This window comes from Methylomarinum vadi, from assembly GCF_000733935.1.
In the GTDB taxonomy this organism is placed as follows: domain Bacteria; phylum Pseudomonadota; class Gammaproteobacteria; order Methylococcales; family Methylomonadaceae; genus Methylomarinum; species Methylomarinum vadi.
The window spans coordinates 2665994-2687603 of record NZ_JPON01000001.1; the positions used below are offsets into that span (position 1 = coordinate 2665994).

The window sequence follows — 21610 nt, forward strand, 5'->3', positions numbered from 1 at the left end:
GATGTCAGGCAAGGCGGTAATTAGGCTGCCAAACAACCCTTGAATAACAATAATGACACCAGAGCAATTCAATCGCTACGCCCGGCAAGGCTATAACCGTATCCCTGTCAGCAGGGAAGTGTTAGCAGACCTGGACACACCGCTCAGCGCCTACATTAAATTGGCGGATGGGCCTTATTCCTATTTGTTCGAATCGGTGCACGGCGGTGAGCAATGGGGACGATATTCGATTATTGGTTTGCCGTGCAAAACGCTGGTCAAAGTGCATGGACAGCAAATTACCCTGGAGCAGGACGGGGAGATCAGGCAAAGTTTGCAGCATCCCCAACCGCTACAATGGATCGAACAATTCCGGCAACAGTACAAGGTGCCGGACGTCGAGGATTTGCCGAGGTTCAATGGCGGCCTGGTCGGCTATTTCGGTTACGAAACCATAGGCTATATCGAAAAACGGCTGCAATCGACGGGTAAACCCGATCCGATAGGCAATCCCGATATCTTGCTGATGGTGTCGGAGGAGATGCTGGTATTCGACAACTTGTCCGGCAAGGTATTGTTGCTGACCCATGCCGATCCGAGCGAGGACGATGCCTACGACAAAGCCGTGGCGCGTTTGGAGAATCTGATCGTCAGACTGCGGGAATTGAAGGCCAAGCCCGACACCCATGCTTCGCCGAAACATGTCACCGAAGCCGATTTCGTTTCCGGTTTCACCCAGGAAGGTTTCGAAAACGCGGTACTGAAAGCCAAGGACTATATTATCGCCGGCGATATCATGCAGGTCGTGTTGTCGCAGCGCTTGTCGATTCCCTATGCCGCGGCGCCGTTGAATCTATATCGTGCGTTGCGCTGCCTGAATCCATCGCCTTACATGTATTTCCTCAATCTAGACGATTTCCACATCGTCGGTTCGTCGCCGGAGATTCTGGTTCGGCTGGAGGATAATACCGTCACGGTCAGGCCGATCGCCGGCACCCGGCCGCGGGGCGCCAGCGTCGAACAGGATTTGCAGCTCGAGCAGGAGTTGCTGGCCGATCCGAAAGAGCTGGCCGAGCATTTGATGTTGATCGACCTGGGCCGCAACGACACCGGCCGGGTGGCGAAGATCGGTACGGTCAAATTGACCGACAAGATGATCATCGAGCGTTATTCGCATGTCATGCATATCGTCTCCAACGTCACCGGCGAACTGCAGGCGGGAAAGGATGCCTTCGACGTGCTGGCGGCGACCTTCCCGGCCGGCACCGTTAGCGGCGCGCCGAAAATCCGGGCAATGGAAATCATCGACGAACTGGAACCGGTCAAACGCGGCGTTTATTCCGGCGCGGTCGGTTACATTTCCTGGTCGGGCAACCTCGATACCGCGATAGCGATCAGAACCGCAGTGATTAAAGATCAAACCTTACATATACAAGCCGGTGCCGGCATCGTTTACGATTCGGTGCCACGGAACGAATGGGACGAAACCATGAACAAAGGCCGGGCGATTTTCCGTGCTGTCAGTATGGCCGAAGCTGGTCTGGAAGGAGAGCAATCATGACCGCAGTTAAAGTCGTCATGGTCGACAACTACGACTCGTTTACCTATAACCTGGTGCAATATTTGGGTGAGCTGGGGGCGGATGTGAGCGTGGTGCGTAACGATGAAGTCACGGTCGAGCAAATAGAGGCGATGCACCCCGATAAGATCGTCATTTCTCCAGGTCCTTGCACGCCGAAAGAGGCGGGCATTTCGGTAGAAGCCATTCTCAAGTTCGCCGGTAAATATCCGATCCTTGGCGTTTGTTTGGGCCATCAAAGCATTGGTTATGCCTTCGGCGGCAAAATAATCCATGCCAAGAGCATCATGCATGGCAAAACTTCCCCCGTCTTTCATCATGATACCGGCGTATTCAAAGGCTTGAGCAATCCCTTTACCGCGACCCGTTATCATTCGCTGGTGATCGACCAGGCGACTTTGCCGGATTGTCTGGAAATCACCGCCTGGACCCAGGACGAAGCCGGCAACATCGACGAAATCATGGGCGTGCGCCATAAAACGCTGGATGTCGAAGGCGTGCAGTTCCATCCTGAATCGATTCTGACCGAGTACGGTCATGACCTGCTGCGTAATTTCCTGGAACGTTGAGCATGACGATGCAACAAGCGATTCAGCGTTTGCTGGACAGAAATGATCTGAATGGCGAGGAAATGCGTCAGGTGATGCAAACCATCATGACCGGCGGCGCCAGCGATGCCCAGATTGGCGGCTTTTTGATTGCTTTGCGTTGCAAAGGCGAGACAGTCGACGAAATTGCGGCCGCTGCCTCGGTGATGCGGGATTTGGCCACTAAGGTCCCGGTACGCGGCGAGCATATCATCGATACTTGCGGCACCGGCGGCGACGGCGCCAATACCTTCAATATTTCCACCACCTGCGCCTTCGTCGTCGCCGCAGCCGGAGGGCGGGTGGCCAAACACGGCAATCGCTCGGTGTCCAGCAGTTGCGGCAGCGCCGATGTTCTGGAGGCGGCCGGCGTCAATCTGGATTTATCCGCCGAACAGGTTGGCCAATGCGTCGACGAAATCGGTGTCGGCTTTTTGTTCGCACCGAAACATCACGGCGCGATGAAATACGCGATCGGGCCACGTAAGGAAATGGGGGTCAGAACCTTGTTCAACCTGCTCGGGCCTTTATCTAATCCGGCCGCAGCGCCCAATCAACTGATCGGCGTATTCGCCGAACAATGGTTGGAGCCTCTGGCCCAGGTCTTGAAAAAGCTGGGCAGCGAGCATGTGTTGGTGGTCAATGCCGAAGATGGCCTGGATGAAATCAGCATCGCCGCGCCGACCCATGTTGCCGAGTTGAAGAGTGGAGAAGTTACCAACTACACCATTACGCCGGATCAATTTGGCCTGCAGACGCAAAGCCTGGCCAGCCTGGCCGTCGATGATGCGGCATCCAGCCTGGCGATGGTCAAGTCGGTTTTGAATAATCAGCCGGGTCCGGCCCGTGATATCGTCTTGCTGAATGCCGGCGCGGCGATTTATGCGGCCAATTTGACCGAGAGCATGGGCGACGGCATCGCCAGGGCCCGGCAGGTGTTGGCCGATGGTTCGGCCTTACGCAAATTGGAAGAGTTGATCGCTTTTTCACAAAAACATTAATTGATGTTGGGTTACGGCTTTCGCCTAACCCAACTTACTAACTAATTTTAATAAACGTAGAATGGGTAGAACGTCGTGAAACCCATCGATAAAAAATCACTAATTCAATCATGACAGACACACCCGATATCCTGAAGAAAATTCTTGAAACCAAGGCCGAAGAAGTCGAACGGCGCAAGGCGAAAAACTCCGTCGAAATGTTGCGGGAAATCGCCGCCGGAATCGAAGCGCCGCGCGGTTTTTTTCAGGCATTGCACAACAAGGCTTTGGCGAAACAACCGGCCATTATTGCCGAAGTCAAGAAGGCCTCTCCCAGCAAAGGCGTGATTCGCGAGGATTTTCGCCCGGTCGACATCGCCCAGGACTATGCGATGAACGGGGCGACTTGCCTTTCGGTCTTGACCGATAAGGATTATTTCCAAGGTTCGGAAGTCTATTTGCAAATGATTCATGACCGCTGTCCGCTCCCGGTATTGCGCAAGGATTTCATGATCGATCCGTATCAGGTGCATGAGGCGCGTGCCTTGGGCGCCGATTGCATCCTGTTGATCGTGGCGGCGTTGGCCGACACGCAAATGCGGGAGCTGTCCGAGGTAGCCACGCAATTGGGCATGGATGTGTTGGTCGAAGTGCACGATGCAGAGGAAATGGAAAGAGCGCTGCAGCTGGACAGCAAATTGATCGGCGTCAACAACCGTAATTTGCGTACCTTCGAAACCACGCTGAAAACCACGCTGGAGCTGATGCATATGGTGCCGGAAGATCGCTTGCTGGTTACCGAAAGCGGCATCCATACTCCGGACGATGTGAAGTTGATGACCGATAACGGCATCTATACCTTTTTGATTGGCGAAGCCTTCATGCGCGCCGCACATCCGGGACAGAAAATGCGGGAACTGTTTTTTTAGCCAAAATCTGTCGAAAGCGTTTGTTGGACCTGAAGCTTAACGATTCCAGTAAAGTCGGTTACGGAATGTCTTTTTTCGTTCGGTAAGCTTGTTGAGAATGAGTATGTTTTATCGGATATTTTAATTCCAATAAACCGTCTTTCAACATCGGATTAATATAGTGGATCCGAAGAGTATCGGGTGCGCGATCTAATAATTTCGCCAATGTTCGGAGTGGTAAAAAATCATCGCCACATAATTTCAAAATAATTGCTTTCACTTGCGCCGGTGAAACTCTTTTTTTAGATCTAACAGGCTCCGCAATTTTTAATAAGTCTGCATAATGTTCGGAGCTAAGTTTGTTATGTTCGGAGCTAAGTTTGTTATGTTCGGAGCTAAGTTTGTTATGTTCGGAGCTAATATTCGGATTGCTGAATAAATCGGGCTCAATTTTGCCTTGCAAGGAATAACGAGTTCCTCTTCCATGCCCTGAGGATTTTAACAATCCTTGTTGCACCAAGTATTTTAAGCGCTCGCCAATCTCCCTGGGATGTTCTTCGCGATGCAGTTTAATATCAGCATTGCTAATGCTATCAAAACGATGCGCCAGAACCAGAATAAATCGGTCAAATTCGGATAGATGATTATAAGTACTTCCGACAATATTTTTAATTTCCCGGTCAATTTCGTCCGGTATTAAACTAATAAGGGGTAAGGTCATTTGCGTCATGTCCAGATCGAGATTTTCACTGACCAAAGGCTTCAGCCAGGATTGCTCCCGCCAGGCGCGAAGTATTTTGGGCATGCCAGAGCCCGATTTTTCACCTAAACCCAATAGTTGAAACATTTTTAATATAGTTGGATTACGTGGATCACTGATCCCGCCTTCATAAAGTTGAATCAGAGAAATGCGAAGACGGCCGGGATTCAAAAACTCAATCCGATCTCGCCGTTTTATGATTTTGATCGGACGCGAAGAATGGTGGTCAGCGTGGACCAGGCAATTGATCAACGCTTCCCGTAATGCCTCGTGGACATGAGTTTCGCCTTGCCTAATACCAAGCTTATCAAGCTTGAACGGTACTTCTAAATCGTCGGTTAAACGCCTATAAACCCGTGCATAAAAATTAAAAATATTGCTTTCCCAGCGGCCGTCGAGAGATAAACGAAAAGTCCACCGAACTTCGGGGTCGTCAGACAAATGCTCTTGATAATCCACAAGATATCGGGGAAATGCTTCAAGTATGCTTTTTTCCTTTCCAAACATAAGCAATCCAGCCGTGGTTAGTCCGAAACGTCCCGATTTTCGATCGGACCGCCAACCACCCAGTTTTTCCAGTAAATTTTGATCATCCAAAGCTAAAAAAGGGTGATCGGGTTCTCTTGAAGCAAACCGGTTGCGATAAGCCTTAAAGGTTTCTGTATCCAGATCATCAAGCGTGAAATTTTCAAGAATATTTCCATCTTGTGGCTCATCTCCCGCATCACGCAACATTTGGCGAATTTCTGCCTCAGGGCAGTGATAGTCTCCTTCGAAGTTGCGCTTGTAAGTGCCGGTTAAAGGGTTTCCGTTGATATAAATTGGGCGCTGTGTACGGGAAGCTTGCGGAATGTGGATCAACAAAAGGGTTTTTTCTTGGACTGTCAAGATTTGCACGTCATTTTCACGACATAACGGGCGACTTAGTTTATTAGCATCGTTATGACCATCCCAAAATGCTTTGCGTTGAAGTTCCGGGTTCGTGATACCGGTAATGTGGTACTGACCGCCTTTTTCTTTAACTCCTAAAATCAGGTACCCGCCTTCGGTATTGGCGAATGATGAAACAGTCTCCCAAATCGACCTGGGCAAGCCTCCTTCGGCTGATTTGAATTCAACCTCCTGGTCTTCGCCGAGATCAAGCAGATTGAGTAATTCCATTTCGTTCATTATGCTTCTCAGAATTTGTTCACTTGTTTCTTCTGAACTAATCCAGACCATCTTGCCGGCAATAGTAGGTCTGTATATTATTCCAGTAGTTTCAGAGGCCGAAGACTATCGATCTGCGCCGGTCGCATGGATGGCAAATATCGTTTTTGTCATTGATTTGAAACGATGCGTAGTCAAATTACATCCTGGAATATTTGTTATTCATTAGGAAAGGCAATTTTACCGAAATATTTTTCCAGATCGATCCGGATCGGCATGAAATAGATGTTCATGCCGGCCTCCTGGGCCAGCTTGATCGCCTGGTTGGCGAATTCGATATTCCATTCGTAATCCGTCTTGAAATTGGCCGGAAATTGCACCTTGTTTTTAACTTCCCAATATTTCATCGATGACTCGGTGGTGATCGGGCTTAGGCCGATAAAGGTTTCCAGGCCCTGCATCTGTTCCGCGTAAATCTCGATCATACGCATGTCGTAAAAAGGTTGCGAGAAAAAACCGCAGGCACCGGCGTCGGCTTTTCGTTTGATGTAATTGCACTCGTCTTGGACGCCGTTTCGATGCGAGTCGAAGCCGGCATAGACAGAAATCTTGGGGAAGCGTAGCGTGACGGCACGAATCAAATCGACGACATTGGTTTTGTAGAAACTGCGTTTCAAGCCTTCCGGCGGGTCTCCGGAAACGAGCAGAACGTGATCCAACTCGTATTGTTCGATGATATGGAAAATATCTCCGGATTTAAGATCGAAATCGATGGCCCGGAAATGCGGAATAAACTGGTGTCTGCTGCGATCGATATGTTTGACCGTCTCCCAGCTACGGGTGGAAAAACGCTGTATATCCGGTACATTGATCAAGTCGATCGATGATCCTAATGTTTGCACGAACTGATATTGTTCCGCGAACGCCTGTTCGCTACGGGGAACAATCTCGAAAGAAATTTTCATGAATGTGAAATAATTATAGGTTCAAATGCTGTTATTGTATCGGATTCGGTCGCGATTAGGTTAGTATCGCGGGAGTTTACATTGTTAGAATTGACGGCAAGTTTTGAGCAATATTGATCATCGTCTGTAAAGACTTGAGAAATAAAGGGGATATCCATCATGACTTTTGCAACACTGGCCAAGATAGTCTTATTGCTGATTTGGCCGCTGCTTTTTTTAGCGATAAGTTATTACAGGGATAAGGAAAAATTCAAGCAGCGGTTAAAACAATTTAAGTGGAAGGATTGGTAATTAAAGCTGTGATTTTTTTCTGAAAAAATACGATTTTCGCCGGTTAATCGCAACCGGACGAATAATGGGCAAATCAAAGACAACCAACACCATCAGGCCGCCCATGCTCGATCTGGAAAAATGGATTTCCGCTTCGTGTATGGCGGCAATTCGTTGTACGATAGATAGCCCGAGTCCACAGCCTTCCGCGCTATTGGCCGTTTCGACGCAGCGATAGAAACGCTGGGTCAAGCGGTCGTAATCCTGTTCATCGATGCCGGGGCCGTTATCTTCAACACTGAACCAAACCTTGTTTTTTTCGCGCAAGGTGCGGATCTTAACCTTGCCGTTCAGTGGCGAATATTTGACCGCATTTTCAATCAGGTTTCTGATCAAAATATTGATTAACTGCATGTTCCCGGAAATAGTCAGGGTTTCTCCGCTTTGAAATTCGATATCGATATTTTTGTTGCGGGCTAAGGACTGGATATCGCTGATGACACTGATAATTTCCCGGTTGATGTCGATGGCGATTCGCGTCAGATTTTCGTTTTGATTCTGCACTCGAGACAAGGTCAATAATTGCTGCACCATGCGGGTCATTCTCAATACGGCTTGTTGCGCCTTGGCCAAAGCCTGAGCGCGCATGGTTTCGTCTTTCGCTTTTTGCGCCACCTGAATTTGGGTCAACAGACCGGCCAGCGGCGTGCGTAATTCATGCGATGCGTCCGAGGTGAAATTGCGTTCGTTTTCAAAAGCCTGTTCCAATTGGCTAAATAAGGTATTGAGTTCCTCGACGAGCGGCAAAATTTCTTCCGGCAATCCGTTAAGCGGTAAGGATTCCAAATAACCGGCTTCGCGCTTGGAGAGTTGCTCCTTAAGGTGGCTGATCGGCGATAAAGTATGGCTGACGATGATCCAGATCGCGATCCCCAATACTGGGAGTCCCAGCAAGAAGTTTTGCATTAATTGCCTGGCTATGTCGATGGTAATCGCTTCCCTGACATCTTCCCGCTGGCCGACATGGATGATGTATTCGCCGTTGTGGTTGGCGATGCTGAATACATACCAGCGGTGTTCGTCGATTGTCGTCAGGCTATAGCCGTTGCGCAGTTGGGATAAGGCAAACTTGGGCGCGCTTTCCGAGCGCAGAATCAGGCCGTCTTCCACCGACCAAAGTTGAAAAGCGATTTTACCGGCATATTGATATGTCAATTCATGGGTGTGCAACAGATTGGAGGTATGGTCTACATCCCAATGTTCCGATAGCGATCCTTCATGTAGCATACTTTCGACGAAGGCGTGCAAAACGCCGGCGGATTGGGCCAGTTCGGCCTTGAACAACTTGGTGACTTCGTTCTGCGATTCCTTATAGCTGATGAAGGCAGTCAACCCCCAAATGATGACCGTAACCAGCAGTAGAAAAAACAACAGCTTTTTCTTTAGCGAATTTGGCAACAGTCGTATTTTCATGGCGATCTGGAGAAATTGAACAATCAGTCTTCGTCAATGATATAACCGACGCCACGAATGGTTCTGATCAATTTGTTGTCCAGCTTTTTGCGTAAATGATGGATATGGACTTCAACCGTATTGCTTTCGACTTCGGAATTCCAGGCGTACAAAGTCTCTTCCAGGCGGGTGCGCGAGGAAACCTGGCCGATGTGGTTCATCAGAAAGCTGAGTATTTCAAATTCCTTCTGCGACAACTCGATCGGTTGACCGTGGTAAAAAACCTGATGCGACGCGGGGTCCAATTTAACGCCTTTGTGTTCGATTACCGGTAGCTTCCCGTTACCGCAGCGGCGGTAAAGGGCCCGGAGCCGGGCGCAAATTTCGGCCAGATCGCAGGGTTTGACGACAAAATCATCGGCGCCGCTGTCCAGTCCCAATACTTTGTCGTTAAGGGTATCCTTGGCGGTCAATACCAGTACCGGGGTGTGATCCCTGCGCTTACGCATTTCCTCCAACAGCGTAATTCCATTCATCCTGGGCAGGTTCAAGTCCAGGACGACCAGTTCATAAAGATTGGTTCTCAGGGCTTCGTCGGCCAGTTTGCCATCTTTCACCCAATCGACGGCGTAGCCTTCCAACGATAAGCCGGTTTGCAGGCCGTCACCGAGAATTTCATCATCTTCAATCAGTAATAAACGCATGTTTGTATCGAAGTACGTTCAACAAAGGAACTCTAATAGTTGCCGATTGAAGATATAGAAGAAAAATTAAGGATTTCTTAAGACAGGCGGTTAATCAATTTTTTCTACTTTAAAAACGGTTCCTTCGACAGCGGTGACTTTGACTTTTGCTCCTTGAGGGCAGTCTTCGCCATAGACTTTCCAGATGCTGTCACCGGTCTTGATTTTGCCTTGGCCGTTTTCGATGGCCTCGATCAAGGTAAAGGTTCTGCCGACATATTGAGCGCCGCGTTTGTTCAGCAAAGGATGGTCGGTTTGTTCGGGGTGTTTACCGACATAGCGGCGCCACACCACGACAGAGGCGAAGGATAGTACCGAGAAAATCAGTAATTGGATTTCAAAACCGGTACTGGGAACAAGGAAGAGGACGATGCCGGTAATTAGCCCCGCAATCGCCATCCAGAGAAAAAAAAAGCCGGGTGCCAGAATTTCTATCCCTAATAAAACCAGCGCCAGTACCCACCAATACCAAAAGATAAGTTCGATTTCGGCCATTATTTTTCCCTTTTAGCCATCGCCTCTTTGGCCAGTTCGGTGATGCCACCCAGCGCGCCGATTACGCTCGATGCTTCCAGCGGCATCAGAACGACTTTACTGTTATCCGCCGCGGCGACCTCCTTCAAAGATTCGACGTATTTTTGGGCGACGAAATAATTGATCGCCTGAATATCGCCCTTGGCGATTGCCTCCGATACCATCGTGGTGGCGCGCGCTTCAGCCTCGGCCAAGCGTTCTCTGGCCTCGGCGTCGCGAAAGGCGGATTCCCGGCGTCCCTCGGCATCGAGGATCGCGGCCTGTTTTTCGCCGTCGGCGCGAAGAATTTCGGCTTGTTTATGGCCTTCGGCTTCCAAAATGGCGGCACGTTTTTCCCGCTCCGCCTTCATTTGCCGGGCCATCGACTCGACCAGGTCGCGAGGCGGTTCGATATCTTTTATTTCGATACGGGTGACCTTGATGCCCCAGGGTGTCGTCGCGTCATCGACTACACTCAACAATTTGGCGTTGATGTCGTCACGGCGCGATAACAACTCGTCGAGATCCATCGACCCCATCACAGTCCGGATATTGGTCATGACCAGGTTGACGATGGCGTGATCCAGGTTGTTGACTTCGTAGGCCGCCTTGGGCGAATCCATGATCTGGTAAAACACCACGCCGTCGACCCGGACCATGGCGTTGTCCTTGGTGATGACTTCCTGCGAAGGCACGTCCAGGACTTGTTCCATGACGTTTAATTTGCGGCCGATTCGATCGATGATCGGCACGATGATGTTCAAACCGGGGGTGAGGGTGCCGGTATAACGGCCGAAACGTTCTACGGTATATTCCATGCCTTGCGGTACCGATTTGACGCTCATGATTACCATCAACACCGCAAAGATCAACAAGGCGGTGACAAATATACCAAAGCCGGTCATAACAACTCTCCGTTAGTCGCCTAACTTAAAATAAAAAAGGAATGCGTATTGCAAACACCCAGCTATCTAATAATAATGTATATTTTTTTAATTGTAAGGTAACGGTCGCAAACTCATGATAACGGCAGGTATCAATTTACTTATTATCTCGTTGCTAGTTTTGATCATTGGGTTGATCAACCCTAAATGGTTGCTGGTTTGGGTTGAAAAACCGGGCAGAATGCCGATCGTCATGATAGCGGTCGCATTGTTCATGATCGCCATGGTATTGTTCGGCGAAGGCACCAAGCGCAAGCAGGAAGCTTTGACGGCGCAAAGCGAGCAACCGGCACAGCAGGCCGAGCAGAAACCGGCAAAAAAAGTTAAAATCGTTCCCGCGCAGGAACTGATCAAATAGTATCGGGCTTAGCGCTTGGGGATTTGAAATTTTCGGACTTGTCGCTTGAATTGCCGCAGGTCTGTTTCCTCGGCATCGGCCTGATAACGCAGTTTGATGAATAGGCCGGTTATGTCGTCGATTCGTCCGGCCATTTCGGGATGCCGCCGTTTGACTCGCTGGGCAAAATGGCGCGCCCCTTCACCGGTTCTGATTTGCAGGCCCGCCTGCTTGGCCAGTTTGGCGCAGAAATTTTGATACAGCGCCATAACCGGATCGGCTCTAGGCCGGTTGTTTCTGAGCAGCAGCCAGGCCAGCAGCAGCGATACCGAGGTTACCGAGCCGATCAGCCAATAAAGCAATCGTTCGATATTGTCTATGCCCAGAGCGGCCAGTAAATTGGATTGGTTGGTATTGCTGTAATTGATGACCCAGCGTTGCCATTGGTAATCGAGGCTGTTCCACAATTGCCGGCCGCGTTTTAGCCAGCTCATCGCCGCGCCGATTTCGACCGGGGTGAAATTGACCTCGCCACTGGCGATTTGCAAATCGATATTGACATCCTGTTCCACCCGTTCCGGCGCGACGGCGGCCGTCGGATCGAACCGTACCCAACCTTTGCCGCTCAGCCATACTTCGGCCCAGGCATGGGCGTTGGCCTGGCGAACTTCTATAAATCCGCCGACTTTGTTCAATTCCCCGCCCTGATAACCGCCGACCACCCGTGCCGGGATATTGGCGACCCGCATCAGGTAAACGAAGGCGGTCGCATAATGGCTGCAAAAGCCGTAGCGACTTTCGAACAGGAAGGTTTCGATCGGGTTGTCCTTCATGACGTCGGGCATCAGGGTGTAATAAAATTGTTCTTCGCGGAAAAATTTAAGCAGTTGCCGGATGAACGCTTCCGGTTCGCCATCGAAACCGTGTAGACGTCTTACCAGCGACGTGATGCGGGATGAAGGTTCACCGGGCAGCTGCAGATTATCGTGATGTTCGGTTTTCGTCAGATATCCGGTGTTATAGTGCGGATAAGAGACAATTCGATATTCCGCCCGTTCCTCCGGCGTGCTAGGAGTGACCAACTGGTAAAAACTCGTGCGTTGCAACGGATCGTTGTATTCGGCCGCCAGGTCCAATGCGTAAACCCAATGGTGTTTCTGGGGCTCCATGAGCAATTTGTAACGATAAGGAGTGCCCAAGAAACGGGGCCGGTCCATGAAACGACGGAAAAAACGGTTCGGACTTTCCGTCCAGCGTTTACCGTCCGTGTAGGAATACACCGGGCCGCGCCAATAGCGTTGCTCGGGAGGCGGGATGTCGCCGTCGAATTTCACTCGGAAAGCCAGCTCGTCGGATAAACCCAGGCGGCTGATGCTGCCCGGTTCCAACGTGTCGCTGAGACCCGACCTGGCTTGCTGTTTGTCTTCGAACAACATCCAACGCGGCGCTTCGATACGGGGGAAAAGAAGAAACAAGACGATGGCAAGCGGCAACGCTTGCATGATGATCAGCGCTGCGATTTTTAGCGCGGTCAGCGCATTTTGCAGACGGCTGTTAATCGTGACCAGGGTGGCCAATAGAACGCAACAGACCGATAAGATGTAAACGGCCATCCACATGCTTTGTTGATAAAGGAACAGCGTACTGGCGACGATGAAGGCCAAATAATTGGTCAGGTAAATATCGCGAGAGGATTTGACTTCCAGCAGCTTCAGCCCCAAGGCCGTGATAAATAACGAGGTTCCTGCATCTCGACCTAAAATGCCCTGATGTTGACTGTACAGCAAAGCAATGCCGGACACGGTTAAAAATAACACCAAAAATTTGTTCGGCAGCCAGGCCGGTTTCCATAACGCGATGAAGCGCCAACCCAGCAACAGATAAAAAAAGCCGAACAACGGCAAAGGGATGTTGTTGAAATGGGGAAGCGCGATCAGGCCGATCGAGACTAACAAAAAAATGAAAATCCGTTTGTCCGTTGCCATCGATCCGTTTCCTAAAACAATGCCAGTGCTTCCAGACATTTTTCGTAGTGCAAGCGGCCGTGGGCCGGCGCGATTTTGGTGCCGGGCAGCATCAGCCCGTATGGCAAGCCGGCATGTTCCGCATCGATAACCCAGCGGCATAATTGACTCAGTCTTTCTTCCAGGCTATGGCCCGGTGTCGTTGCGTAATCCAGCCATAGTTGGCTGGCCGTAGTACCGGCGTATTCCTTGCTATAGAGTCCCTGGCCCTTGGCGAAGGCTTTCCAGTGTATCTGCCTGATCGGGTCTCCCCTTTCGTAGTTTTTGATTCCGTAAAAATCCTCGTGACCTCTTCCGCCCTGTCCTAGTTCTCCATTGCCGCCATCGCTTTCCGGGAACGGTAATTCAACATTGCTGGGTTTCGGATAGACCAATGCTTGCAGATTAAACCGTAAAGGGGACCAGGCCCGAAAGAAACCCAGTGGGTAGGTGCTCGATAATGTGACGGTAGGGCAAGCCAGCCAGCCGCGTTGCCGGGTCTCGACATAAAGAACAAGCGATTTTTGTTCCATGGCGGCCAATTCGATGCTCTGTTCCGTTTGTATTGAAACGCTTAGATTATTTCGCGGTTGCCGGAGCGGATTATGGATAGTGAAAGTGAAACCGGCCGCCTCGCCGGCAAAGGCGGGCTGGCTGTGCGTCGATTTCATCACCAAGCCCGCCAGAGTTTTGAAGCTGTGGAGTATCGTAACGAAAAAGACGCTGGCCAGGATAAAAGCCAACAAATAAGCCAGGTTATTGTTATAAATAAAAGCGATCAACAATAACAAGGCGATCAACGATACGAAACCAAGGCCGCGGCCGGTGGGTAAAATGAAGATACGCCGGTGAGTCAGTCTGACCGGTTGGTCGACCGGTTTCTCGCCGCGCAAAAAACGGCTGAGTCGAAATCGCTCTCTGAGGCTTAAGCCGGCTTCGCTCAAGGGATAGCCACTTGATTCAGTATCGGGGCCACGATCGCTTCCGAATCGGTACTTCCTGAGCGGATGCGGTGGCCGGCGACGGAAGCCAGCACTGCCTGAACGTCTTCCGGGATCACCGCGTTACGCTTGTCCATGAAGGCCCAGGCCTTGGCGGCACTCAGTAGAGCTAGGCCGGCACGGGGCGACAGACCGCAGTGGTATTCGCCGGATTGGCGGGTGAAGGCGATAATGGCCTGCAGATAATCCAGCAAGGCCGGAGACGCATAGACTTCCCCTGCCGCCTGCTGCATGGCTTCGAGTCGTTCCGGTGGCAGTTGAACCGATAACGAATCTATCAGGGCATAGCGCTGTTTACCGGTCAACAATTCCCGCTCCGCCTGTGGACTGGGATAGCCCAGCTCGATACGCATCAGGAACCGGTCCAATTGCGATTCGGGAAGCGGAAAGGTACCGATTTGATGGGAAGGGTTTTGCGTGGCGATGACGAAGAAAGGCTTCGGCAAGGCATAGGTTTTCCCTTCGACGGTGACCTGATGCTCCTCCATCGCCTCCAATAATGCGCTTTGCGCTTTCGGCGTCGAGCGGTTGATTTCGTCGGCCAGGATCATTTGATTGAAAATCGGCCCCTGATGAAAGGTGAATCGATGATTTTCCGCATCGAATACCGACGAACCGATAATGTCGGCGGGTAGAATATCGCTGGTAAACTGAATGCGCTGATAATTCATTCCGAATAATCGGGCCAGCGTATGGGAAAGCGTCGTCTTGCCGACGCCTGGAATATCCTCGATCAGCAGGTGTCCCTTGGCTAACAGGCAGCATACCGCCAGGCGGATTTGTTGGTGTTTGCCGAGAATGATTCGATTGGCCGATTCGAGTAATTGATTGAGTGAACTGTCCATAATCGAGCAGATTAATTTCCGTTAGAAGTATCGCTAGACAATTGTGTTAACGGTGCATGGGTTTAGTTGCCAAAACCAAGTATAGTTCAATAAACTGATTGTTTGACGATGACAAACGGCACCAGTTGAGGCATCATTGCCCAGGTTGTAAAAGCTGAAGAGGGAGTGGTTTTGACTCAATACGACGACGTGCGCAGCAATTTAATCGACATGCTGGAAGACTTGGATGAACGCTTGAAAAAGATAACCGGCGATGTCAGGCAGTCGCCGGCTCGGGATTTCTTAGAGCGGGCCGAGGAAACGGATAACGATCTGGAGTTTAATGCGTCTGGCGATGCGACGAGGGACGAGATCGATAAAGTCAAGCAGGCCATTTCCCGGATCGATAGCGGAACCTATGGTATCTGCCTAGTCTGCGGCCAGCCGATAAAAAAGGAACGTCTACAAGCCATGCCCTATTCTTTCCAATGTACTCATTGCGCCAGGAAAAGCGAAGATTGAGCGGTTCGGCCGAAACCTTTTCCGGTGAATTCACGTGACTTCATCGGAAAAGGCTCCTGGCCTTTATGTTTCGCTTTACGGTTATATTTGCTTTTATCTTTGAAAATCGCCGCTTTATTGAATTGGCGGGCGAATTTCGCCACCGGATTGTTCGGCACCGCAGCCGGCAAGGCTGTTGATTTCTTACGTTTTTTCATGATTTTTTCTCTGTAAACCAGTAATATACACGTTTTATTTGACCATAGTTTGCACGTGAAATTCCAGAAAGAGTTTGATGTTATTGTTGTCGGCGGCGGCCATGCCGGTACCGAGGCGGCCTTGGCCGCCGCGCGTTGCGGCGCGAGAACATTATTGTTGACCCAGAATATCGAGACGTTGGGACAGATGAGTTGTAATCCGGCGATCGGCGGTATCGGCAAGGGGCATCTGGTCAAGGAAATCGATGCCTTGGGCGGCGTGATGGCCCAAGCGATAGACCGGGCCGGCATTCAATTCCGTGTGCTCAATGCCAGCAAGGGGCCTGCCGTACGCGCGACCCGCGCCCAAGCCGATCGCAGCCTGTATAAACAAGCCGTTAGAAGCGCACTGGAAAACCAAGCCAATCTGTCGCTGTTCCAACAAACCGTGGCCGACCTGATCGTGCAAGGAGAGCGCGTTATTGGCGTCAAGACCTTGATGGGGCTGGAGTTTTACGCCCGTGCCGTGGTTCTGACCACCGGCACCTTTCTGGGCGGCAGAATCCATATCGGCCTGGAAAATTACAGCGGCGGACGGGCCGGCGATCCGGCTTCGACCGCACTGGCGGACAGATTGCGGGAACTGCCGTTCAGGGTCGACCGCCTGAAAACCGGCACGCCGCCGCGCATCGACGGCCGCACCATCGACTATAGCAAGCTGGAAGTGCAGCATGGCGACGATCCGGTGCCGGTGTTTTCTTTTTTGGGCAAACGGGAGGACCATCCTCGGCAAATCCCCTGTCATATCACCCGCACCAACAGCGAGACTCACGACATTATCCGTTCCGGACTGGACCGTTCGCCGATGTACACCGGCGTGATCGAGGGCATCGGACCGCGTTATTGTCCGTCGATCGAAGATAAGATCATGCGTTTTGCCGAACGCGACTCGCATCAGATTTTTGTCGAGCCGGAAGGCCTCAATACCAACGAGATTTATCCGAACGGCATTTCCACCAGTCTGCCGTTCGATATTCAGTACCGTTTCGTGCGTTCGATGCTCGGTTTCGAACAGGCGGAGATCGTTCGTCCCGGCTATGCGATCGAGTATGATTTTTTCGATCCGCGCGATTTGAAGGCTTCGCTGGAAACCAAACACATGGAAGCGCTGTTTTTCGCCGGGCAAATCAACGGTACCACCGGCTACGAGGAAGCGGCGGCGCAGGGTTTGATTGCCGGTCTCAATGCCGCGCTTTTGGTCTCTGGGCAGGAAAGCTGGTGTCCGGGGCGTGACGAGGCCTATATGGGCGTCATGATCGACGATTTGATTACCCGCGGTACCCAGGAACCCTATCGCATGTTTACCAGTCGCGCCGAATACCGCTTGATGTTGCGCGAGGACAATGCCGACCTGCGTTTGACCGAGAAAGGCCGGGAATTGGGTCTGGTTGACGACGAACGCTGGCGCCTGTTCGAGCAAAAGCGCGAGGGGATCTCCCGTCTTCAGGGCGAACTGGCGAAAACCTGGGTCCGAGTCGGCAGCGGCGAAGCCGAAATGGCGGAACAATTCTGGGGTAAAAAAATACAGAAGGAAGCCAGTGCGCTGGACTTGCTGCGGCGTCCGGAAGTCGATATCGAGCGTCTGCTGCAACTGTCCGGTAACCGAGAGATACCCGAACCAGTGGCCGAGCAAGTGGCGATTCAAGCCAAGTATGCCGGTTACATCGATCGCCAGCAGAGCGAAATCAATCGCTCGCGCCGCTACGACCACCTGCGCCTGCCGGAGGATGTCGACTACCGTAACGTATCCGGTTTATCCAATGAAGTGTGCGAGAAATTGCGCCTGCAAAAGCCGGAAACCTTGGGCCAGGCTTCGCGCATTCCGGGGGTGACGCCGGCCGCCATTTCATTGTTGCTGGTACATCTTAAGAAGAAAAGCGCCTGATGGAAGTATGTCGCGACATCCTGCGGCAAGGGCTGCAGCAGCTGGCATTGCCGTATGACGAGAACCAGATAGAAAAATTGCTGGCATTCATCAAACTGATCGAAAAATGGAATAAGGCTTATAATCTGACCGCGGTGCGCGACCGGCAAGACATGGCGCGGTTGCATCTTCTGGATAGTCTGGCCATCCTGCCCTATGTGCAGGGCGACAGGGTGGCCGATATCGGCACGGGCGCCGGACTGCCGGGCATACCGCTGGCGATTTTTCTGCCGCAGGCGGCATTTACTTTGCTGGACTCCAATTCCAAGAAAACCCGCTTCGTGCAACAGGCAGCCTTGGAGTTGCAGCTGAATAATATTACGGTGCAACATTGCCGGGTCGAGCAATTTAAACCGGATCGACCCTTTTCGACCGTGATCATGCGGGCCTTTGCCAGCATGGAAAATATCATCGATCTGACCGGCCATCTATTGGCCGATAACGCGGTTTTATTGGCCATGAAAGGCCAGGTTCCAGAGCAGGAATTAATGCAATTAACTGAAAACTACACTGTAATACCGATCGAAGTGCCGGGAATAACGGCGCAGCGATGTTTGGTGCAAATTAAGAGGCAAGGCGATCATGGCTAAGATTATTGCGGTAACCAACCAAAAAGGCGGGGTCGGCAAGACCACCACCAGCGTGAATCTGGCCGCCTCGTTGGCTGCGGCCAAGCGCAAAGTGTTGCTGATCGACTTGGATCCGCAGGGCAACGCGGCGATGGGCTGTGGCGTCGTGAAAGACGAAATCGAACATTCCAGTTGCGAGCTGTTGCTGGAAGAAGTGCCGGTGCCGGAAACGGTGATCAGCAATCAAGTGATCGGTTTCGACATCATACCCGGCAATGCCGATCTGACCGCCGCCGAAGTGCAACTGATGAACGCCCCCCATCGCGAACGGCGCCTGGCGGATGCTATGTTGCAGATCAAAAATGAATACGATTACATCCTGATCGACTGCCCGCCCTCCTTGAACATGTTGACCTTGAATGCGATGGTCGCGGCCAACAGCGTGCTGATTCCGATGCAATGCGAATATTATGCCCTGGAAGGTTTGACCGCACTGATGGCGACGCTGCGCAACATTCAAGAGTCGGTCAATCCGGGGCTGCATCTGGAAGGTATTTTGCGTACGATGTACGATAACCGCAGCCGCCTGACCAAGGACGTATCCGATCAATTGGTCGAATATTTCGGCGACAAAGTATTCAGAACCTGCATTCCGCGTAATATTCGGTTGGCGGAAGCGCCCAGTCACGGTGTTCCGGTCATCATGTATGACAAGGCGTCACGGGGAGCCGTCGCTTATATTGCACTGGCCGGTGAAATGATCAGAAAAGAGAAAGAGAAGTAATAGACGCTATGGCTGTCAAAAAAAGAGGTTTGGGGCGCGGACTGGATGCGCTGCTGGGGGATGTAGCTCCGCCGGCGGCCGCCACGCCCGAGCAAAAAAAGCAACAGGATGTGCAGACATTACCGATAGAGTTCTTGCGGCGCGGTAAGTATCAACCGCGCAAGGACATGGACCCCGAAAAATTACGCGAACTGGCCGATTCGATCGCCGCCCAAGGCATCATTCAGCCGATCATCGTCCGTAATCTGGAAGGCGATAATTACGAAATCATCGCCGGCGAACGGCGCTGGCGCGCGGCGCAACTGGCCGAATTGCATGAAGTGCCGGTGATCGTCAAAGACATCGACGACCAGTCGGTGATGGCGATCGCCTTGATCGAAAATATCCAACGCGAAGATTTGAATCCGCTGGAAGAGTCGGAAGCGCTGAAAAGATTGTTGGATGAATTCGGTTTGACCCATCAGCAGATCGCCACGGCGGTCGGCAAGTCCAGGGCCACGGTATCCAACTTGCTACGCTTGCTCGATTTGCACGGCGAAGTCAAAAACCTGCTGGCCAAGGGGCTGCTGGAAATGGGCCATGCACGCGCCCTGCTCAGCCTGGAAGGCCAGCAACAGGTCGATATCGCCTACAAGGCCGTGAAGCAAGGTTTGTCGGTGCGCGCGGTGGAAAGACTGGTCAAGGAAACTCAGCAGCCTCCAGCCGAAATTAAAAAAGCCGAAAAATCCGAAAAAGATCCGGACACCTTGAGGCTGCAGGAAGATTTAAGCGGAAAAATCGGCGCCAAGGTCGAAATCAATCACCAGCCGAGCGGCAAGGGAAAACTGGTGATCAGCTATACCAGCCTGGAGGAATTGGATGGCATCGTCGAGAGACTGGGGTAAACGGAATGTTGTGTCTCATAGGAAGCTGAACGAGTGCGCTTGATGCGCCCAAACTTATTTATTAACCGACCAAAGGCCAGAAGCTCCGTTTTCGTCCATGTTGTTGGCGCAATTGCTGCTCGTAGAGCAAATGTGAAATTAATGGGTCATATTCCGGTTTTTGCTCGTCCAATTTACGCAGAGCCTTCAGATAATCCGCGGCATAACGATAGGCTTGGGACTTGCCTCGGTTTAGAATGTCGTCAAGTAGACATCGCTGTAACACGACACGGAGGAGCACCGAGTTCGCCGGTGTAATTCCCAGCAAATGACTCAGCGTCATATAATGACACTGTGCTAATTCTTCTCTATCCGCCACGGCACTCTGTTGCGCCAGATCGAACTCTTCCAATTTGAGTAACAATTCCAGTTTGGCGGCGGAATCTTTTTGCATGGCCAAGTCGATTGCCATTTGGCGTAGTCTCTCTGCTTCGTCCTTCGCGACCAAGGGCAGTAGCGACTGGAGATTTTCGTAAGTAGGACTGAGTTCGAGGCGCGCCCTTAGCGCATCCCGTTGTTGCTGCGGTTGGTTTAGCGCTTCGTAGCATTGCGCCAGCAAGGTCAAGCGTTCGCAATTGGAATCTCGCCAACCCGTCGTTGGCCAAGGTTCCGTCAACCACTGCAACGCCCCTTTATAATCGTCGCATAGCATATAGAAGCGCGCCAGGCTATCGAGTTGCATCTGGTTAGGTTGCGGGCTGACTAGTACTATCGAGCGTCGGTACAACTCCGTATCTTTTAAGGCTTCGGCGACCCCTTGGAGATTGACTTTCCAGCTCAAATAACGTGAGTCGTTAGCATGTTGAGCCAACGTCTTGCGTAGTCCCGTTTCATAGAAAAAAGCCAGTTGTCGCAACTCCTCTTGACTCAAGAGCAGATGGGCATTAGGCAGCAAGGGGTCGAAAACGGCGTAATCGTTGTTTTCGGCCATGTCTTTGACGCGCTCCAACCATCCTCCCGATGGTGCCGGGCAGCGTTTGGCCGCTTGCAACCATAACAGACAGGCTTGCTGATACAGACCACCGACATAACCGTCGGAATCATCACACCGTTCCAGGCTGTTGGCTGCGGTATCCAGAAGCGCATCTAGCAGAGCAAGTGCACGCTCTGGGGAGTTTGGTAGAATATGATGCTCGATCTCGGCAAGCAATTGTTGAATCTCATCGCCAAAGGCGTCGGTTTCGTAGTAGTCGTAAAACGTTCTCCCTCGTTTCAGGTTTTCAATTTGTTGTCGCGACAAATCCACCAAGGCCTCGCTGTCTTCGCTCAACAGTAGTCGCTCGATGCGCTGGTCGATTCTGGTATCAAATTCGCCATATAAACTGGCGATGAATTCAACCAGCGCGTCTTTTTTCAGTTCGGCCAAGCCGGCTGCTAATTGATTTTCCTCATTCATCGGTATTTTCATTTGCGTCGCAGACTGTCGATGTTCCAGCACTTTTTCTATTGTATAGTCAGCTTTTTTTTAACAATAGTTTGTATTAAGACCTGACATTGATAAATCTCTGATCAGCCAAAAAAAGCTACAAACACAGTAAACAATTGAATGTCGAGTCAGTTTCTGAGAGCATTCTGCCATACTTAAGACTAATGGTCATGGCAAAACTACAGCCCGTAGCGTGCGGTGAGGTAACGAACCGCACGGAACGTGGTTAAAA

General features: G+C 51.3%; 21 protein-coding genes. 10 read left to right on the forward strand and 11 right to left on the reverse strand.

The window, feature by feature from the left end:
- Positions 1 to 52 precede the first annotated feature (52 nt).
- The 4 genes from trpE (at position 53) to trpC (ending at position 4054) form a co-directional block, all read left to right on the forward strand.
- Positions 53 to 1540: an anthranilate synthase component I gene (gene trpE / locus EP25_RS0113260; protein WP_031434336.1), complete on the forward strand. Its 1488-nt coding sequence runs from the start codon at positions 53 to 55 to the stop codon at positions 1538 to 1540.
- Entirely contained in the window at positions 1537 to 2127 is a 591-nt protein-coding gene (locus tag EP25_RS0113265) for an anthranilate synthase component II (RefSeq protein ID WP_031434337.1), read from the forward strand. Before trpE ends, EP25_RS0113265 begins: the two co-directional genes overlap by 4 nt.
- A 2-nt stretch (positions 2128 to 2129) precedes the next feature.
- Positions 2130 to 3146 (forward strand): anthranilate phosphoribosyltransferase, encoded by a 1017-nt coding sequence (gene trpD, locus EP25_RS0113270; protein WP_031434338.1) that lies wholly within the window; start codon positions 2130 to 2132, stop codon positions 3144 to 3146.
- 110 nt (positions 3147 to 3256) lie between these two features.
- Complete coding sequence (gene trpC / locus EP25_RS0113275; protein ID WP_031434339.1) at positions 3257 to 4054, forward strand: indole-3-glycerol phosphate synthase TrpC; 798 nt, start codon at positions 3257 to 3259, stop codon at positions 4052 to 4054.
- A 58-nt stretch (positions 4055 to 4112) separates the two neighbouring features.
- On the opposite strand, the gene EP25_RS0113280 is transcribed toward trpC, so the two are convergent.
- The 6 genes from EP25_RS0113280 to EP25_RS0113310 form a co-directional block, all read right to left on the reverse strand.
- Positions 4113 to 5963 carry an RNA-binding domain-containing protein gene (locus EP25_RS0113280; protein ID WP_031434340.1) on the reverse strand — a complete coding sequence of 617 codons (1851 nt, stop codon included), beginning with the start codon at positions 5961 to 5963 and terminating at the stop codon, positions 4113 to 4115.
- A gap of 197 nt (positions 5964 to 6160) precedes the next feature.
- A complete protein-coding gene (locus EP25_RS0113285; protein ID WP_031434341.1) occupies positions 6161 to 6907 on the reverse strand; it encodes a methylenetetrahydrofolate reductase in 747 nt (248 codons plus the stop codon).
- A 291-nt stretch (positions 6908 to 7198) separates the two neighbouring features.
- Complete coding sequence (locus EP25_RS0113295; protein ID WP_051906677.1) at positions 7199 to 8650, reverse strand: ATP-binding protein; 1452 nt, start codon at positions 8648 to 8650, stop codon at positions 7199 to 7201.
- Between the two features lie 23 nt (positions 8651 to 8673).
- Entirely contained in the window at positions 8674 to 9333 is a 660-nt protein-coding gene (locus EP25_RS0113300; RefSeq protein ID WP_031434343.1) for a response regulator, read from the reverse strand.
- Between the two features lie 90 nt (positions 9334 to 9423).
- Complete coding sequence (locus EP25_RS0113305) at positions 9424 to 9867, reverse strand: NfeD family protein (RefSeq protein WP_031434344.1); 444 nt, start codon at positions 9865 to 9867, stop codon at positions 9424 to 9426.
- Complete coding sequence (locus tag EP25_RS0113310) at positions 9867 to 10790, reverse strand: SPFH domain-containing protein (RefSeq protein ID WP_031434345.1); 924 nt, start codon at positions 10788 to 10790, stop codon at positions 9867 to 9869. Before EP25_RS0113310 ends, EP25_RS0113305 begins: the two co-directional genes overlap by 1 nt.
- Positions 10791 to 10941: 151 nt before the next feature.
- Between EP25_RS0113310 and EP25_RS22010 the strand changes: the two genes are divergently transcribed.
- A complete protein-coding gene (locus EP25_RS22010; RefSeq protein WP_235185904.1) occupies positions 10942 to 11187 on the forward strand; it encodes a hypothetical protein in 246 nt (81 codons plus the stop codon).
- Between the two features lie 8 nt (positions 11188 to 11195).
- Here EP25_RS22010 and EP25_RS0113320 read toward each other — a convergent pair whose 3' ends face one another.
- Genes EP25_RS0113320 through EP25_RS0113330 form a run of 3 tightly spaced genes read right to left on the reverse strand, consistent with a single transcriptional unit; the run spans position 11196 to position 15015 of the window.
- Positions 11196 to 13151 carry a transglutaminase TgpA family protein gene (locus tag EP25_RS0113320; RefSeq protein WP_031434347.1) on the reverse strand — a complete coding sequence of 652 codons (1956 nt, stop codon included), beginning with the start codon at positions 13149 to 13151 and terminating at the stop codon, positions 11196 to 11198.
- Positions 13152 to 13162: 11 nt separating this feature from the next.
- On the reverse strand, positions 13163 to 14113 hold the full coding sequence (locus EP25_RS0113325) for a DUF58 domain-containing protein (protein ID WP_031434348.1): 951 nt from the start codon (positions 14111 to 14113) through the stop codon (positions 13163 to 13165).
- On the reverse strand, positions 14110 to 15015 hold the full coding sequence (locus EP25_RS0113330) for an AAA family ATPase (protein WP_031434349.1): 906 nt from the start codon (positions 15013 to 15015) through the stop codon (positions 14110 to 14112). Before EP25_RS0113330 ends, EP25_RS0113325 begins: the two co-directional genes overlap by 4 nt.
- Before the next feature lie 165 nt (positions 15016 to 15180).
- Between EP25_RS0113330 and EP25_RS0113335 the strand changes: the two genes are divergently transcribed.
- The gene (locus EP25_RS0113335; RefSeq protein WP_327036932.1) at positions 15181 to 15516 is read left to right on the forward strand and encodes a TraR/DksA family transcriptional regulator; all 336 of its coding nucleotides are present in this window, start codon (positions 15181 to 15183) and stop codon (positions 15514 to 15516) included.
- Here the strand turns inward: EP25_RS0113335 and EP25_RS22015 are convergent.
- Positions 15489 to 15713, reverse strand: coding sequence for a DUF7230 family protein (locus EP25_RS22015; protein WP_036300581.1), 225 nt, complete (start codon positions 15711 to 15713; stop codon positions 15489 to 15491). The two genes, EP25_RS0113335 and EP25_RS22015, sit on opposite strands and share 28 nt — an antisense overlap.
- 55 nt (positions 15714 to 15768) lie before the next feature.
- Here EP25_RS22015 and mnmG point away from each other — a divergent pair, with 55 nt between their 5' ends.
- From mnmG to EP25_RS0113360, 4 genes are read left to right on the forward strand one after another with little or no spacing between them, the layout of a single operon-like run.
- Positions 15769 to 17637, forward strand: a complete 1869-nt coding sequence (mnmG, locus tag EP25_RS0113345; RefSeq protein WP_031434351.1) for a tRNA uridine-5-carboxymethylaminomethyl(34) synthesis enzyme MnmG — start codon at positions 15769 to 15771, stop codon at positions 17635 to 17637.
- Entirely contained in the window at positions 17637 to 18266 is a 630-nt protein-coding gene (gene rsmG, locus EP25_RS0113350; RefSeq protein WP_031434352.1) for a 16S rRNA (guanine(527)-N(7))-methyltransferase RsmG, read from the forward strand. Before mnmG ends, rsmG begins: the two co-directional genes overlap by 1 nt.
- Positions 18259 to 19029, forward strand: a complete 771-nt coding sequence (locus EP25_RS0113355; protein WP_031434353.1) for a ParA family protein — start codon at positions 18259 to 18261, stop codon at positions 19027 to 19029. The genes rsmG and EP25_RS0113355 overlap by 8 nt, the downstream gene beginning before the upstream one ends.
- 8 nt (positions 19030 to 19037) lie before the next feature.
- Positions 19038 to 19913: a ParB/RepB/Spo0J family partition protein gene (locus EP25_RS0113360; RefSeq protein ID WP_031434354.1), complete on the forward strand. Its 876-nt coding sequence runs from the start codon at positions 19038 to 19040 to the stop codon at positions 19911 to 19913.
- A 61-nt stretch (positions 19914 to 19974) separates the two neighbouring features.
- On the opposite strand, the gene EP25_RS0113365 is transcribed toward EP25_RS0113360, so the two are convergent.
- A complete protein-coding gene (locus EP25_RS0113365) occupies positions 19975 to 21348 on the reverse strand; it encodes a DUF6880 family protein (RefSeq protein ID WP_152555645.1) in 1374 nt (457 codons plus the stop codon).
- Positions 21349 to 21610 lie beyond the last annotated feature (262 nt).

What these genes read in the sequence shown, in the direction of transcription:
- EP25_RS0113365 (WP_152555645.1), bottom strand. Translation starts at nt 21,348, where the DNA reads ATGAATGAGGAAAATCAATTAGCAGCCGGCTTGGCCGAACTGAAAAAA.
- EP25_RS0113285 (WP_031434341.1), bottom strand. Translation starts at nt 6,907, where the DNA reads ATGAAAATTTCTTTCGAGATTGTTCCCCGTAGCGAACAGGCGTTCGCG.
- EP25_RS0113265 (WP_031434337.1), top strand. Translation starts at nt 1,537, where the DNA reads ATGACCGCAGTTAAAGTCGTCATGGTCGACAACTACGACTCGTTTACC.
- EP25_RS0113280 (WP_031434340.1), bottom strand. Translation starts at nt 5,963, where the DNA reads ATGAACGAAATGGAATTACTCAATCTGCTTGATCTCGGCGAAGACCAG.
- EP25_RS0113320 (WP_031434347.1), bottom strand. Translation starts at nt 13,151, where the DNA reads ATGGCAACGGACAAACGGATTTTCATTTTTTTGTTAGTCTCGATCGGC.
- EP25_RS0113305 (WP_031434344.1), bottom strand. Translation starts at nt 9,867, where the DNA reads ATGGCCGAAATCGAACTTATCTTTTGGTATTGGTGGGTACTGGCGCTG.
- EP25_RS0113330 (WP_031434349.1), bottom strand. Translation starts at nt 15,015, where the DNA reads ATGGACAGTTCACTCAATCAATTACTCGAATCGGCCAATCGAATCATT.
- trpC (WP_031434339.1), top strand. Translation starts at nt 3,257, where the DNA reads ATGACAGACACACCCGATATCCTGAAGAAAATTCTTGAAACCAAGGCC.
- EP25_RS0113300 (WP_031434343.1), bottom strand. Translation starts at nt 9,333, where the DNA reads ATGCGTTTATTACTGATTGAAGATGATGAAATTCTCGGTGACGGCCTG.
- EP25_RS22015 (WP_036300581.1), bottom strand. Translation starts at nt 15,713, where the DNA reads ATGAAAAAACGTAAGAAATCAACAGCCTTGCCGGCTGCGGTGCCGAAC.
- EP25_RS0113310 (WP_031434345.1), bottom strand. Translation starts at nt 10,790, where the DNA reads ATGACCGGCTTTGGTATATTTGTCACCGCCTTGTTGATCTTTGCGGTG.
- EP25_RS0113360 (WP_031434354.1), top strand. Translation starts at nt 19,038, where the DNA reads ATGGCTGTCAAAAAAAGAGGTTTGGGGCGCGGACTGGATGCGCTGCTG.
- rsmG (WP_031434352.1), top strand. Translation starts at nt 17,637, where the DNA reads ATGGAAGTATGTCGCGACATCCTGCGGCAAGGGCTGCAGCAGCTGGCA.
- EP25_RS0113355 (WP_031434353.1), top strand. Translation starts at nt 18,259, where the DNA reads ATGGCTAAGATTATTGCGGTAACCAACCAAAAAGGCGGGGTCGGCAAG.
- trpD (WP_031434338.1), top strand. Translation starts at nt 2,130, where the DNA reads ATGACGATGCAACAAGCGATTCAGCGTTTGCTGGACAGAAATGATCTG.
- EP25_RS0113295 (WP_051906677.1), bottom strand. Translation starts at nt 8,650, where the DNA reads ATGAAAATACGACTGTTGCCAAATTCGCTAAAGAAAAAGCTGTTGTTT.
- trpE (WP_031434336.1), top strand. Translation starts at nt 53, where the DNA reads ATGACACCAGAGCAATTCAATCGCTACGCCCGGCAAGGCTATAACCGT.